This window comes from Vibrio sp. E14 (assembly GCF_020515785.1).
Classification (GTDB): domain Bacteria; phylum Pseudomonadota; class Gammaproteobacteria; order Enterobacterales; family Vibrionaceae; genus Vibrio; species Vibrio diabolicus.
The window spans coordinates 1-13,095 of sequence record NZ_JAHPJI010000017.1 but is presented as its reverse complement, the minus strand read 5'-3'; the positions used below and the strand labels follow the sequence as shown (position 1 = coordinate 13,095).

17 protein-coding genes are annotated in these 13,095 nt (G+C 46.3%); 11 read left to right on the top strand and 6 right to left on the bottom strand.

Annotation, left to right across the window (positions count from 1 at the left end; translation table 11 throughout):
- Nucleotides 1-94 precede the first annotated feature (94 nt).
- From LIX84_RS22320 to LIX84_RS22305, 4 genes are all read right to left on the bottom strand, one after another.
- Nucleotides 95-307 (bottom strand): YheU family protein, encoded by a 213-nt coding sequence (locus tag LIX84_RS22320; RefSeq protein ID WP_048626696.1) that lies wholly within the window; start codon nucleotides 305-307, stop codon nucleotides 95-97.
- Between the two features lie 33 nt (nucleotides 308-340).
- Nucleotides 341-1,348, bottom strand: a complete 1,008-nt coding sequence (locus LIX84_RS22315) for a hydrolase (protein WP_046874535.1) — start codon at nucleotides 1,346-1,348, stop codon at nucleotides 341-343.
- Nucleotides 1,349-1,435: 87 nt separating this feature from the next.
- Nucleotides 1,436-1,924, bottom strand: coding sequence for a TIGR02444 family protein (locus LIX84_RS22310; protein WP_005397673.1), 489 nt, complete (start codon nucleotides 1,922-1,924; stop codon nucleotides 1,436-1,438).
- Nucleotides 1,921-3,840 carry an ABC transporter ATP-binding protein gene (locus tag LIX84_RS22305; RefSeq protein WP_226422197.1) on the bottom strand — a complete coding sequence of 640 codons (1,920 nt, stop codon included), beginning with the start codon at nucleotides 3,838-3,840 and terminating at the stop codon, nucleotides 1,921-1,923. The genes LIX84_RS22310 and LIX84_RS22305 overlap by 4 nt, the downstream gene beginning before the upstream one ends.
- A gap of 209 nt (nucleotides 3,841-4,049) precedes the next feature.
- Here LIX84_RS22305 and kefG point away from each other — a divergent pair, with 209 nt between their 5' ends.
- From kefG to LIX84_RS22280, 5 genes are all read left to right on the top strand, one after another.
- A complete protein-coding gene (gene kefG, locus LIX84_RS22300) occupies nucleotides 4,050-4,643 on the top strand; it encodes a glutathione-regulated potassium-efflux system ancillary protein KefG (protein ID WP_046874534.1) in 594 nt (197 codons plus the stop codon).
- Nucleotides 4,627-6,423, top strand: a complete 1,797-nt coding sequence (gene kefB / locus LIX84_RS22295; RefSeq protein ID WP_046874533.1) for a glutathione-regulated potassium-efflux system protein KefB — start codon at nucleotides 4,627-4,629, stop codon at nucleotides 6,421-6,423. Before kefG ends, kefB begins: the two co-directional genes overlap by 17 nt.
- Before the next feature lie 33 nt (nucleotides 6,424-6,456).
- Nucleotides 6,457-6,657, top strand: a complete 201-nt coding sequence (locus tag LIX84_RS22290; protein ID WP_005381449.1) for a YheV family putative zinc ribbon protein — start codon at nucleotides 6,457-6,459, stop codon at nucleotides 6,655-6,657.
- 92 nt (nucleotides 6,658-6,749) lie between these two features.
- Nucleotides 6,750-7,286, top strand: a complete 537-nt coding sequence (gene slyD, locus LIX84_RS22285) for a peptidylprolyl isomerase (RefSeq protein WP_005397664.1) — start codon at nucleotides 6,750-6,752, stop codon at nucleotides 7,284-7,286.
- A gap of 130 nt (nucleotides 7,287-7,416) precedes the next feature.
- Nucleotides 7,417-8,358, top strand: a complete 942-nt coding sequence (locus LIX84_RS22280; RefSeq protein ID WP_226422196.1) for an isoaspartyl peptidase/L-asparaginase family protein — start codon at nucleotides 7,417-7,419, stop codon at nucleotides 8,356-8,358.
- Between the two features lie 71 nt (nucleotides 8,359-8,429).
- On the opposite strand, the gene LIX84_RS22275 is transcribed toward LIX84_RS22280, so the two are convergent.
- Both LIX84_RS22275 and LIX84_RS22270 read right to left on the bottom strand, forming a co-directional pair.
- Nucleotides 8,430-8,657: a SlyX family protein gene (locus LIX84_RS22275; RefSeq protein WP_226422187.1), complete on the bottom strand. Its 228-nt coding sequence runs from the start codon at nucleotides 8,655-8,657 to the stop codon at nucleotides 8,430-8,432.
- Nucleotides 8,654-9,640 carry a WD40 repeat domain-containing protein gene (locus tag LIX84_RS22270; protein ID WP_226422186.1) on the bottom strand — a complete coding sequence of 329 codons (987 nt, stop codon included), beginning with the start codon at nucleotides 9,638-9,640 and terminating at the stop codon, nucleotides 8,654-8,656. The genes LIX84_RS22275 and LIX84_RS22270 overlap by 4 nt, the downstream gene beginning before the upstream one ends.
- A 128-nt stretch (nucleotides 9,641-9,768) precedes the next feature.
- Between LIX84_RS22270 and fkpA the strand changes: the two genes are divergently transcribed.
- The 6 genes from fkpA (at nucleotide 9,769) to rpsL (ending at nucleotide 12,997) form a co-directional block, all read left to right on the top strand.
- Nucleotides 9,769-10,551: an FKBP-type peptidyl-prolyl cis-trans isomerase gene (gene fkpA, locus LIX84_RS22265; RefSeq protein ID WP_005397659.1), complete on the top strand. Its 783-nt coding sequence runs from the start codon at nucleotides 9,769-9,771 to the stop codon at nucleotides 10,549-10,551.
- Between the two features lie 143 nt (nucleotides 10,552-10,694).
- Nucleotides 10,695-11,417 carry a helix-turn-helix transcriptional regulator gene (locus LIX84_RS22260; RefSeq protein ID WP_031780643.1) on the top strand — a complete coding sequence of 241 codons (723 nt, stop codon included), beginning with the start codon at nucleotides 10,695-10,697 and terminating at the stop codon, nucleotides 11,415-11,417.
- Nucleotides 11,414-11,809: a sulfurtransferase complex subunit TusD gene (gene tusD / locus LIX84_RS22255; RefSeq protein ID WP_046874531.1), complete on the top strand. Its 396-nt coding sequence runs from the start codon at nucleotides 11,414-11,416 to the stop codon at nucleotides 11,807-11,809. Before LIX84_RS22260 ends, tusD begins: the two co-directional genes overlap by 4 nt.
- Entirely contained in the window at nucleotides 11,806-12,162 is a 357-nt protein-coding gene (tusC, locus tag LIX84_RS22250; protein WP_226422185.1) for a sulfurtransferase complex subunit TusC, read from the top strand. The genes tusD and tusC overlap by 4 nt, the downstream gene beginning before the upstream one ends.
- A gap of 7 nt (nucleotides 12,163-12,169) precedes the next feature.
- Nucleotides 12,170-12,445, top strand: a complete 276-nt coding sequence (gene tusB, locus LIX84_RS22245) for a sulfurtransferase complex subunit TusB (protein ID WP_041852883.1) — start codon at nucleotides 12,170-12,172, stop codon at nucleotides 12,443-12,445.
- A gap of 177 nt (nucleotides 12,446-12,622) precedes the next feature.
- Nucleotides 12,623-12,997, top strand: coding sequence for a 30S ribosomal protein S12 (rpsL, locus tag LIX84_RS22240; protein ID WP_004399892.1), 375 nt, complete (start codon nucleotides 12,623-12,625; stop codon nucleotides 12,995-12,997).
- The last annotated feature ends 98 nt before the right edge of the window (nucleotides 12,998-13,095 follow it).

Below are 13,095 nucleotides of genomic sequence, written 5' to 3'. Positions count from 1 at the left end.
AATGTGCAGTAGGCTGCTACTGCACGGTCGATAACCCACTATAGCACGTAACAATGCCTTGTCATTGAGTGGGGTACGGTAAAATGTGAAGGGTCTAAAATTTTGTTTTTACCTGAATATCGACGGTTTCGTGCAGTTCAGAGAACACGATAACCGCTTCGCCTTTTTCTAATTGAGTTTTTACTTGATCCACTTTGTCTTGCAAAGAAATCTCGACGGTTCCGTAATCCGTGCCTTCACGTAAGACGAATTCACGAATTAAGTTTTCCAATGTTTCTGGCGCAATGTCTTGCCATGGAATGATCATAAATACCTCGAACTTTTATGATGAGCGGCTAGTTTACTGCTTTCGCTGCTTGGATACAGCAGAAAGGTAATCTGCGGCAATACTTTCGTAATACGCTGGCAGCGCTTCTTCTAACCAAAATTTCGGCTTGAGCGCTGAACCTGTAAGGAAACCAACATGCCCACCGTGCTCAAAGAGACGGTAATCAATATTATCTGGCAGAACAAATTTCGGGATCACATCGTCGGTCATGAATGGATCGTCTTTGGCGTGAATGATCAGTGTCGGTAGCGTGATCTGTTGTAATTTACTTAAGCCAGAACATTGATCGTAATAATCTTGTGCGTCTTTAAAACCGTGCAGTGGTGCCGTGATCAAATCATCGAATTCATACAATCGTGTGACACGTTTTATTGAGTTGTAGGACAAAGCGAGCTCGCCATGCAACAAGTGATGTTTTTGCAATGCGTTGCGTTTGAGCGAAGAGAGTAGGTAACGGCGATACACTTTCGAAAAGCCTTGTTCAATACGGTTCGCACACGCTGCTAAGTCTAAAGGTGCTGAGATAATGGTCGCCGCATTCAAAATGGGGTGGTCTTTGTATTGGGCTAAATAATTCGCCAACATGTTACCGCCAAGAGAAATGCCAACCGCAACTTTGGGGTTATCAGGAAAGCGTTGCTCAAGGTGCTCTAAGAAGTGGCGGGCGTCAGTCACTTCACCAGAATGATAGGCGCGAGCTTTCTTGTTTGGCTTACCGCTACAACCGCGGAAATGCATCATCACCGACAGCCATCCGGATTGAGCAAATGCATTCATTAGGCCATTGGCGTAAGGGCTATAGAAGCAGCCTTCTAGTCCATGAAATAAAACAAAAATCGGCTTTTTTTGCGCAGGTTCTTGGGTTGGGTCCTCGCTCCATGCGAGATCGAGAAAGTCGCCATCGGATGTATCGAGGGTTTGCCAAATCGGCGTAAACAACGCTTTTTTGCGAATAAAACGCGGTAAAAGCGTTTGAAGATGCGGGTTTTTGATCCCGGCGGCTGCGAAAAATTGTGTCATACCTAACTGCTCTTATGCGGTTCTTCGGTGTCAGTTGAAGAACTTATTAATATAATCCTTTATAAAGATTATAGGTATTCTACAGATTTATGGGCGTTTTGGTGGGTGAATGTTTGGCACCGGAATAGCAAAGGCCTGTTGCAAATGCTCACCACCAAGTTGACGACAGTATCTCAGCGTGAGTGGGGCGCCATCATTTTTGACCAGCGTGAGCGAGTTAATGCAGTTCACCAAATCCGCTTGTTGCTGCTTTTCTAGTTGCAGCTCAAACTGCAAGGTTTCACGATATAAAGCGTCATTGACTTGAGACTTAAGATGGCGACGTAAGTCGCGAAAAGAGTGCAGTAAGGTTTCGCTTCGGCCCAGACAGCTTTGTACCAGAGGCCAGTCTTTTTCTTGGAAAATGAGTTGCTGCTCATCGAGCCATCTGAGCAGCAGGAGTAGGTTCACGTTGCCGTGATAATTGTTCTGCAATGATAAACACGCTTCTTTCACTTCTCGCACACCATAAAACTGCAGACTGAACTGCCAAAGGTGTTCTAGGGTGAGTGTGTATTCAGCGTGTTGATTACTCATTGATTAAACTCTAGCTCCATCTGCTCCAGTTCTTCCTGAGCAGACATCCATTCCATTTCAATTTCTTCGAGCTCTGCCTTACTAGAAGCTTGAAGAGCCAGCACTTGGTTAAGTTTAGCTTTATTTTCGGCTTCATACAGTGAGTTATCTGCCAATTGTTCTTCAGCTTCGGCCAGTGCAGCACCTAACTTATCCATTTTATTTTCTAATTGTGTCAGCGTTTTGCGAATTGGCGCCGTCTGCTTACGAAATTCTGCATCACGACGTTTCTGCTCTTTTTTCGCTGCCGCGCTGTTGGCGCTATCTTTGGCTGGCTGTGCGGCTTGTGCTTCTTTGCGTTCCGCTCTTTGTTGCTCGGTTAACCACTTGTAGTAGTCGTTTAAGTCACCATCGAACGGCGCAACTTGACGATCGTGCACCAAGTACAAGTCATCGGTTGTAGCACGCAATAGGTAACGGTCGTGCGAAACAATCACCATTGCACCTTCGAACGTTTGCAGTGCCATCGTCAATGCCTGACGCATGTCCAAATCCAAGTGGTTGGTTGGTTCATCAAGTAGCAACAGGTTTGGCTTTTGCCACACAATTAAGGCCAGCACTAAACGGGCTTTTTCACCACCCGAAAACGGCGCGACGTTCTCCAGTGCTTTGTCGCCTTGGAAGCCAAAGCTGCCCAGGTAATCACGTAGCTGTTGTTCGGTTTGATCCGGCGCGATCTGCATCATGTGTTGCAGCGGCGTTTCCTCTGGGTGCAGCGTTTCTAATTGATGCTGAGCAAAGTAACCTATTTTTACGCCTTGTGAGTAAGTCAGATCGCCACCTTGCGCGTTAAGCTCACCAGAGAGTAATTTGATTAAGGTCGATTTACCCGCGCCATTACGGCCGAGCAGACCAATGCGACTGCCAGGAACCAAGTTCAAGCGGATCTTCTCTAAGATCAGGTTGTCACCGTAGCCTGCCGATACTTCATCCATCATCATGATTGGGTTTGGCAGCGCCGCGGGCTCACGGAATTGGAAGCTAAATGGGTTATCGAATTGAGCTGGTAACACTTTCTCCATGCGCTCCAAAGCTTTAATACGGCTTTGAGCCTGGCGTGCTTTAGAGGCTTTATAACGGAAACGGTCGATGTAGCTTTGCATGTGCGACATCTGTTTCTGTTGCTTCTCGAACATCGCTTGCTGCAGCACCATTTTTTGCGCTCGTTGGTTTTCGAACGACGAATAGTTACCCGTGTATTCGTTCAATTGTTGGTTTTCGATGTGAATAATACGGCCAACAATGGGGTCAAGGAAGTCACGGTCGTGCGAGATCAGGATCAGTGTGCCTGGGTAGTTTTGTAGCCAACGTTCAAGCCACATCACCGCGTCTAAGTCCAAGTGGTTGGTTGGCTCATCGAGTAGCAATAAGTCAGAACGGCACAATAGCGCCTGGGCTAAGTTAAGGCGCATACGCCAACCACCAGAGAATTGAGTCAAACTCCAACTCATTTGCTCTTGGCTGAAACCTAAACCGTCGAGCAACTCTGCAGCGCGAGCGCGAATGCTATAACCGCCGATGGTTTCAATTTTACCGTGGATCTCGGCAACCAAGGTGCCGTTGTCTTGTGCTTCCGCTTCAGCCAACTGCTTTTCGAGCGCTCGGTACTCGCGATCACCATCAATGACGTATTCCAGTGCAGTGCGCTCTAGCGCAGGCGTTTCCTGTGCGACCCAGGCCAACTCCCAATGTTGAGGTTGGCTAAATGAGCCTGCATCAATCGACAGTTCATCTTTCAGCAATGCAAATAGCGTTGATTTACCGCAGCCGTTTTTGCCCACAAGACCGACTTTATCGCCAGGATGGATAGTCGCTGAAGCTTGTTCTAAAAGAGGTTTACCGCCACGCAGTAACTGAATATCAGAGAAGGTAATCATAAAGTTTTCATTCACTTTGCGCAGTGCGCGTTGCTTGGTTACATAGCGAAGTGGTTTCAATCGTTTTTAAAGCCACTTGGGTATATATCTAGCGGTGAATAGTAGGGGTATTGGCCGGAAAAGTCGATTGATTCGCTTTAATTGCATTATGCTGTACAAAAAAGTATAACAATTTGATAACGGATAAAAATAACCACAAGGACGACCATTTGGCTGTTGCACCGTCTATTCTCCCAAGAGTTCTGGTCATTTATGCTCATCCAGAGCCACATAACTCGATTGCTAATCAAGTGATGATTAAAAAAGCTCAGTCGCTTGATCACGTCACTGTGCACGATCTTTACGGTGTTTACCCTGACTTCTTTATTGATGTGAATTACGAACATGAGTTGTTGCTCACGCATGATGTGATCGTGTTTCATCACCCGCTTTATATGTATTCATGCCCAGCCCTGTTAAAAGAGTGGTTGGACCGAGTGCTGGGCAAAGGTTTTGCTTTTGGCGGAGGTTCGGCGCTAGAGGGAAAATACTGGCGTAGTGTGATTACAACGGGGGGGAAAGAAGAGGCCTTTAGCGCGAAGGGGTACAACAAATATCCATTAGAGCAAATCTTACAACCGTTTGAACTGACGGCTGCCTTGTGTCAAATGCACTGGATTGAACCTTTGGTGTTGTATTGGTCGCGTAATGTCTCGGATATTGAGCGGTATGAGCACGCAGAATTGTATCGTCGGTGGTTGAACAACCCACTTGAAAACTGGGAAGCAACAGACCAAGGAGGTCAGTATGGCGATAACCAGTGAGTTTCTTCAAAGTAGCGTGGTCTTTCTCTCGGCTGCGGTTATCGCGGTGCCGATTGCTCAGCGTCTCGGACTTGGCTCGGTTTTAGGTTATTTACTTGCCGGTGTGTTGATTGGCCCTTGGGGTCTTGGCTTAATCAGTGATGTTGATGCTATTTTGCACTTTGCTGAACTTGGGGTCGTGTTGTTACTGTTCTTGATCGGCCTTGAGCTAAATCCTAAAAAACTGTGGCAAATGCGAGGACCGATTCTAGGTTTAGGCGGCGCGCAGGTGGTGGTTACGACCGCCGTGCTAGGCAGTGTCGTCAGTATGTTCGGCGTAAGCATGCAAGTGAGTTTGGTGATTGGGATGGGGTTGGCGCTGTCCTCAACGGCAATTGCTCTAAAAGTGATTGAAGAGCAAGGGCTCAATGGCACCGAAACGGGTCAGTCTGGTTTTGCAGTATTGCTCTTTCAAGATATTGCAGTGATCCCAATGTTGGCAATGTTGCCCTTGCTTGCTGGCGGGCAGAGTGGCGGTAGTTGGTTGGATGTCTTCACGGTATTAGGCAGTGTGGTGGCCCTGTTGATTGGTGGCCATTTCTTATTGCGTCCACTATTTCGTTTTGTTGTGATGAGCGGCGTTCGTGAGCTCTTTACCGTCGCCGCACTATTGGTCGTGCTTGGGATTTCTGTCGTGATGCAAAAGCTTGGGCTTTCTATGGCTCTAGGAACTTTCTTAGCCGGCGTTCTGCTGGCTGAGAGTGAATATCGACATGAATTGGAAATCGCTATCGAGCCGTTTAAAGGTTTGTTGTTGGGGTTGTTCTTCATCGCGGTTGGCATGGCGGTAAATTTGGGGTTATTGGCATTACACCCTTTAGAGATTCTGGGCGCGGTGGTGGCTTTGGTGGTGGTTAAGGGCTTGGTTTTGTATGCATTGGCGAGAGCTGCCCGTGTCGGAGCCAAAGCGAGAAGCCGTATGGCCGCGATTTTAAGCCAAGGTGGTGAGTTTGCCTTTGTCATATTTACCGCAGCGAGCCAAGAGGGCATTTTATCCAAAGAGCAAGTGGCGTTTTTGTTGGTGGTGGTCAGTTTATCCATGGTGACGACACCACTTTTGCTGATGGGACAAAAAAAATGGTTTGCTCATACCCTGAATCAAGAAGAAGAGGGCATGACCACGAAAGTAGTGGATCGTCGGCCGCGTGTGATCATTGCAGGCTTTGGACGTTTCGGTCAGATCGTCGGACGTTTAATGTATGCCAATAAAATCAAAGTGACGGTATTAGAAAGTGATGCCAGCCAAATCCACCTACTGCGCAAGTATGGTTACAAAGTGTTTTATGGCGATGCTACCCAAATTGATCTTTTGCGGGCTGCTGGCGCAGATAAAGCAGAAGCATTGGTCATTTGTACCGATTCACCTGATGAGGTGATGGCCATCGTTGATATCTGCCGCGTGCACTTCCCGAAACTTAAGTTGCTAGCCCGAGCAAGAAGCCGTGTCGAGGCGTATCAGTTAATGAGCCACGGTGTTGAGAATTACTCTCGTGAAACATTTTTAGGGGCATTGGATCTCGGTCGTCAAGCGCTCGTAGAACTTGGTATGCACCCTTATCAAGCAAAGCGGGCAGAAGCACATTTTCGTAAGTTAGATAATGCTATGCTTAAGGACTTATTGCCTCAGCACAATGAAGATAAGAAATTGGCTCAGAGAGCGAAAGAGGCACGCAAAGAGCTAGAAGAAATTTTTGGTCGTGAGATGGAGAGCGACCATCAGTCACCTAATCATTGGAAGTAGTACTTGAGCCAAGACTCAAGCTAAGGAAATAGCGTGAAAATCAAGAAACGTTTTATTGCCGGCGCTAGCTGCCCAAATTGCAGCCAGCAAGATACCCTGCGCTGGTGGATTGAAAATAATATCGAGTTAGTTGAGTGTGTCGAGTGTGAGTTTACTGAGCAGCGTAAACCGCAATCTGTAGAGAAAAATAAACACTCAGATCAGGAAATGATCGGAATTTTTAAGCCGGAATAATTGAACTTCGATAATTGATCCCCATAATACACCCAGATATCTCAGTACTTAACCCCATTCAGGTTAAGTCAATTAATCTCCCTGGAGTTAGTATGAAAATTGAAAAGAACGTTGTTGCAAGCCTTGCATACAAAGTAATGATGGAAGACGGTGTCGTTGTTGATCAATCAACAGCAGAAGCGCCTCTAGATTACCTTCACGGTCACAACAACCTAATCACTGGTCTTGAAAAAGAGCTTGAAGGTAAAGTGGCTGGCGACAAGTTCTCAGTAACGGTAGCTCCTGAAGAAGCTTACGGCGAGCACAACGATGCGCTAGTACAACGCGTTCCTGCGGACGTATTCCAAGGCGTTGACCAAATCGAAGTGGGCATGCGCTTCCTGGCTGACACTGACCAAGGTCCAATCCCTGTAGAAGTAACAGAAGTTGATGGCAACGAAGTGGTTGTTGACGGTAACCATATGCTAGCTGGTCAAACACTAACTTTCGAAGTAGAAGTTATGTCTACACGTGAAGCAACAGCAGAAGAGATCGAACACGGTCATATCCATCAAGCTGGTGGTTGTGGTCATGACCATGATCACGATGATGAAGGCTGCTGTGGCGGCGGCAGCTGTGGTTCTCACTAATCACAAGCTCCTTCACTAGATAATCTTATCTAGTAAAGCTTTGAAAAGCGCAAGTTGAGGTTTCAACTTGCGCTTTTTGTTTATCTAAGGTGTAGTGCATAGAAGAAAAGAACAACTCATGGAAAAAGCGATGACAAAACCTTTCTCGATTGCGATTCATGGTGGCGCAGGCACCATTTTACGTGAACAGATGAGCAATGAACTTCAGCAATCGATCTTGGCTGATTTGGAAGCGTCGGTAAAAGCTGGCTATCAAATTCTAGAGAAAGGCGGCGACGCTTTGGATGCGGTTGTTGCTGCAGTAAAAGTATTGGAAGACTCGCCTAACTTTAATGCGGGTAAAGGCTCGGTGCTGACCAACAACGAAATGGTAGAAATGGATGCCTCTGTCATGGATGGTCGAAACCAAGCCGCAGGCGCGGTCGCTGGTGTTCGTCATATCAAGAATCCAATTGAGCTCGCTCGTGACGTAATGCGAAACAGCAATCACGTGTTGTTGGTGGGTGAGGGCGCAGAGCAGTTTGCTTTTGAACAAGGCCATGAGTATACCGAACAGGATTACTTCTTTACTGATCGCCGTTATGAGCAGTTGCTGTCTATGCGTGAGAAAGGGCTGTTTGCTTTGTCGGAATCTCGCTACCCAGATGATCGTAAACATGGCACCGTCGGAGCCGTAGCGTTGGACCAACAAGGTAACTTAGCCGCTGCCACCAGTACGGGTGGCGTAACGAATAAGCAATACAATCGAGTTGGGGATTCGGCTTTGATAGGCTGTGGCACGGTGGCCGAAAATGGCGTTGTAGCAGTTTCAACTACGGGTGTCGGTGAGTTTTTTATCCGTAAACGTGTCGCAGAAGACGTCGCCGCGCGGATGCGTTACTTACAAGAAGATATTCATACTGCTTGTGAGCATATTATTCAGGGGGAACTGAAAGAGATGGGCGGCGAAGGCGGTTTAATCGCAATTGACGCGCAAGGTGAGCTGCACTTTGCGATGAACAGCTCTGGCATGTACCGAGCTGGCATTAATACGCAAGGCGAGCTGAGCGTTAAAATTTACGCCGACGAATAGCTTCCTCTTAAGTAATCAATACAACAAAGCCCAGAATATGTTCTGGGCTTTGTGCTATTTGAGCCTGCATTTTAATAATGCGGTGGTGGGGTTTCTTTTGACGGATCGGCTAAATTCGACGAGTCCATATTTTTTACTTTACCTACCACATATTTCATCTGATCGAGCATCTTGGTAATTTGCAGTTGCTGCTGCGATAAGGCGCCGTTCAGATCTTCAATAGTCTGTTCTTGGAACGCAAGCTGACATTCTAAGTCATTAATGCGTGCTTCCAATTGCTGAATGATTTTTTCTGTCATGATCCGTTCTCTAACTGCCAAGCTTGGGCAATACCTGCTGAAGTAGCAGTAATTACGCGTTGTTTTGAATCAAAGGCTGCATCATACACGACCGCACGGGGAGGGCGAGTGTCTTTTTTTGGCTCAACTTCAAATCCGCCAATCCGTTTTCCGGTTTGAGTATCCCATATTGAAACGCGGCCAGAAGGCGTTCCTGTCACTAACTGAGTTCCGTCGTCAGAAAATCGCGCAGTAGAAAAGATCAATTGGCGCGACCAACTGCTCAACTGTGTGACTTCTTGTCCAGTTTTTAAATCCCAAATTACCGCTTGGTTTCCGCCATCGGATGTCATTGCTAACTTGCCATCTCGTTGCAGGGCAACACGAACAACCCGTTGTTCATGTTCGAAGGTCCGCAGCACTTGTCCGGTTTCGGTGTCCCACAAATACGCTTTGTAGTCATTACCACCAGTCAGTGCGAAGCGGCCATTAGGAGAAATGGCGACGGAATTGACTTTTTCACGATGCGCAAGGAACTCCAAGCGACGTCCGGTGACTAAGTTGACGTAAATTGCTTTACCGTTGGATAACCCGAGCAGAACTTGCTCACCGTTACTGGTGATATCAACGTCGCGAATGAGCGCATCAGAAATAGACCAAAGGCCTTTGGATTGCGTCCAGCCTAAGTCCCAAACTGCGAAGTTCATTTGGCTCGCTGTGACTGCATAGCGACCATTGTCTGAGATACGAATATGGGATACCACGTTGGCATCGGCATCGAGCTCACCCAGGTTGGCTAGTTGTTCATTTTGCTCTAGGTCCCACAACATCAAATGGTGTTGCTGAGAATAGAGCAGAGCAAATCGTCCATCTCTGCTAAGTGCGAAGCTCGTCGCACCCTGAGGCTCTATCGGCCAACGGTGCACTTCACGCTCGGCGAAAAAGCAACCATTTAACGTGGTGATGACAATTAAATATAGGAATAAATGAGAAATTCTTTGCATCACATCTAATAATCCGGTTTGTGTCTTAAGACATATAGCTAGTATATTGGTATAACGATTGTCTTCACTAGTCTCATAGAAGATTTGTGCACAACAACCAATGGCAAAGCCATTATTGGGAGAATTTAATGAAATCAGTTTTAAAAGTGTCGCTACTTGCTGCAACAGTTATGCTAGCGGTAGGTTGTCAGAAAGAAGAAACTAAAACAGAAGCCGCACCTCAAGCAGAACAAGTTCAAGCAGAAACCGGTAAAGCGGTTCACTTTAAAACCGACGACGATAAAGCGGCATACGCAATCGGTGTTTCATTTGCTAACTACCTAAGCACAAGCATCGACAAGCCAAGCGAAATCGGCATTAATCTTAACAAAGACTTGGTACTAAAAGGTATCGAAGACGTCTTCAAAGGCAATGCTGAATTGAATGAAGAAGAAACACGTGCAGCACTAGAATCTCTAGATAAGCGTGTTGCTGAAAAGATGCAAGCACAAGCGGCTGAGAAAGCAGCTGAAGCAAAAAAAGCTGGCGATGATTTCCGTGCTGAGTTCGAGAAGCAAGAAGGCGTAGTGAAGACAGATACAGGTCTTCTATACCAAGTTATTACTCCTGCTGAAGGTGAGAAGCCAAAAGACACTGATACGGTTCAAGTACACTACAAAGGTACGCTAATCGATGGTACGCAATTTGATAGCTCTTACGATCGTGGTGAACCTGCAACATTCCCACTTAACCGTGTAATCCCAGGTTGGACAGAAGGTGTTCAGCTAATGCCTGTGGGTTCTAAATTCAAATTCGTTATCCCGCCAGAGCTAGCATACGGTGATCAAGACACACCAAGCATTCCTGCTAACTCAACGCTAGTATTTGAAGTTGAGCTGCTAAAAGTCGAGAACGACAACGCAGAGCAATAACAATAAGCCGCGATAAGTTATTGAAAAAGGTCCGTTTAACGGGCCTTTTTTGTTCTAGGTCACTAGTTGGTGAGTTTGCTAGGTTGATTTTCAAATTTTCTGATAAACTTACACCAATTTGTTGATTTTTCGCTCGAAGGCTTATGACAACTACAGAAACAATAAACGCGGAGATGTTGCTCGAAATGGAATCCGTTAACGTGATGCCGTTTACCGAGCACGACAAAATCATTTTAAGATCTTATGAGGCGGTCGTTGATGGTATCGCCAGCCTGATAGGTCCCTTTTGTGAAATCGTTCTTCACTCGCTAGAAGACTTAAATACCTCTGCAATTAAAATCGCTAACGGTGAAAACACGGGTCGCCAAGTCGGCTCACCGATCACTGATTTAGCGCTTAAAATGCTAAAAGACATCGAAGGCTCGGAGCGCAACTTCTCACGTTCGTACTTTACCCGTGCAAAAGGTGGCGTGTTGATGAAGTCGATCACTGTTGCCATTCGTAATGGTGAAAATCGCGTGATTGGTTTGTTGTGTATCAACGTCAACTTGGACGCGCCCTTCTCGCAAGTCCTTCAATCTTTCATGCCAACGCAAGAAGCAAAAGAAGCGGCTTCCTCGGTTAACTTTGCTAGTGACGTAGAAGAGCTGGTGGACCAAACTGTTGAACGCACCATCGAAGAGATCAATGCGGATAAATCCGTATCGAACAACACCAAGAACCGCCAAATCGTGATGGAGTTGTACGACAAAGGCATCTTCGATATTAAAGATGCCATCAACCGCGTTGCAGATCGTCTTAACATTTCAAAACACACCGTCTACTTATACATTCGTCAACGTAAAACCGAGGACGATGAAAAGTGAGTAAACTGACTTACACGTTGGTGGTGAATGGTCCTGTTTACGGTAGCCAGTCAGCGCGCAGTGCTTATCAGTTCGCCAAGGCGGTGATTGAGCAAGGCCATCAGTTAGTGAGCGTTTTCTTTTATCAAGAGGGCGTGACCAATGGTACTGCTTTGAGTGTGCCTGCCAACGACGAATTTGATCTCAATAAGGCATGGCAATCTTTGGCAAAAGAGCATGGTGTTCGTCTAGAAACTTGTGTTGCTGCGGCTTTGCGTCGCGGGATCGTAAGTGAAGAAGAAGCGAATCAACATGGTTTGGTCCAGAGCAATCTAGCGGAAGGTTTTGAGCAAGCTGGCTTAGGTAGCTTAGCCGAAGCGATGTTAACCCAAGACAGAGTGGTACAGTTTTGAGTCAGCTAACTTATCTATTTCGTAGCGCACCTCATGGCAGTGCGGCTGGTCGTGAAGGTGTGGATGTACTATTAGCCGCGTCGGCTTACTGTGAAGATATCAGCGTCATTTTCATGGGAGATGGGGTTTACCAGCTTCTACTAGGGCAAGAACCGAGTAAGATCTTGAGCAAAGATTATGCGCCGATGCTGAAGCTTTTCGATTTATACGATATTGAACAAGTCTTTGTGTGCTCAGAATCATTAGCTCAGCGAGGTTTGGCTCAAGCGGATTTAGTCATTGAAGCTCAAGCGTTAAGCTCAGAGCAGCTCAAAGATAAGTTGCAACACGCTGGCAAGCTACTGTCGTTCTGAGGAAGTTATGCTACATATTATAAAAACGGTCTCCGCTCTAGAAGACGCCATGCCCTTATGCAGTGCACAGGATGACATCTTACTTATAGAAGATGCCGTGTACGCTGCTAACTCGCAGCATAAAGCGTTCTCCCACCTAAAAAACCGCAGTGTATTTGTGCTAGAGAGCGATATTCACGCTCGCGGTATTGCGAATCGTATCAGTCCATCACTGACGATCGTGAATTACTCAGGCTTCGTTGAGCTCACAGTTAAACAGGATAAATCGCTTACTTGGGATTGAACGTGATTTACTGTCGCTAAAGCTTTACGGATGAATTGTCCTAATTGAACAAAAAAGATCCGTATATTTCTTGACACACCTCTCACTGCTGCATAGAATTTTGCGTCCCTAACTGCAATGGTAGTTGGGGATAGATTTTTCACAAAGCTTACTTTCAAGTAAATCAGGAGCTAGTTAATGGCAACTATTAACCAGTTGGTACGTAAGCCTCGTGCAAAGCAAGTTGTTAAAAGCAACGTGCCTGCACTAGAAGCGTGCCCACAAAAACGTGGTGTATGTACTCGTGTTTACACTACTACACCTAAAAAACCTAACTCAGCACTTCGTAAAGTTTGTCGTGTACGTCTGACAAACGGCTTCGAAGTTACATCGTACATCGGCGGTGAAGGTCACAACCTTCAAGAGCACAGTGTTGTACTAATCCGTGGCGGTCGTGTAAAAGACCTTCCGGGTGTACGTTACCACACTGTTCGCGGTGCACTTGACTGTGCTGGCGTTAACGACCGTAAACAAGGTCGTTCTAAGTACGGTGTGAAGCGTCCTAAGTCTTAATGGATTCCGTTAAGTAAGGCCAAACACTAAATTATTTTTAATTTTTTGAAAAAACTGAAAAGTTTTGGATAAAACCTGAAGAAGACAACGGAGATAAA

Bases quoted from the DNA above. Each gene is read 5' to 3' on its own strand.
- LIX84_RS22320 (WP_048626696.1), bottom strand. From the start codon at position 307: ATGATCATTCCATGGCAAGACATTGCGCCAGAAACATTGGAAAACTTA.
- LIX84_RS22315 (WP_046874535.1), bottom strand. From the start codon at position 1,348: ATGACACAATTTTTCGCAGCCGCCGGGATCAAAAACCCGCATCTTCAA.
- LIX84_RS22310 (WP_005397673.1), bottom strand. From the start codon at position 1,924: ATGAGTAATCAACACGCTGAATACACACTCACCCTAGAACACCTTTGG.
- LIX84_RS22305 (WP_226422197.1), bottom strand. From the start codon at position 3,840: ATGATTACCTTCTCTGATATTCAGTTACTGCGTGGCGGTAAACCTCTT.
- kefB (WP_046874533.1), top strand. From the start codon at position 4,627: ATGGCGATAACCAGTGAGTTTCTTCAAAGTAGCGTGGTCTTTCTCTCG.
- slyD (WP_005397664.1), top strand. From the start codon at position 6,750: ATGAAAATTGAAAAGAACGTTGTTGCAAGCCTTGCATACAAAGTAATG.
- LIX84_RS22280 (WP_226422196.1), top strand. From the start codon at position 7,417: ATGACAAAACCTTTCTCGATTGCGATTCATGGTGGCGCAGGCACCATT.
- LIX84_RS22275 (WP_226422187.1), bottom strand. From the start codon at position 8,657: ATGACAGAAAAAATCATTCAGCAATTGGAAGCACGCATTAATGACTTA.
- LIX84_RS22270 (WP_226422186.1), bottom strand. From the start codon at position 9,640: ATGCAAAGAATTTCTCATTTATTCCTATATTTAATTGTCATCACCACG.
- fkpA (WP_005397659.1), top strand. From the start codon at position 9,769: ATGAAATCAGTTTTAAAAGTGTCGCTACTTGCTGCAACAGTTATGCTA.
- LIX84_RS22260 (WP_031780643.1), top strand. From the start codon at position 10,695: ATGACAACTACAGAAACAATAAACGCGGAGATGTTGCTCGAAATGGAA.
- tusB (WP_041852883.1), top strand. From the start codon at position 12,170: ATGCTACATATTATAAAAACGGTCTCCGCTCTAGAAGACGCCATGCCC.
- rpsL (WP_004399892.1), top strand. From the start codon at position 12,623: ATGGCAACTATTAACCAGTTGGTACGTAAGCCTCGTGCAAAGCAAGTT.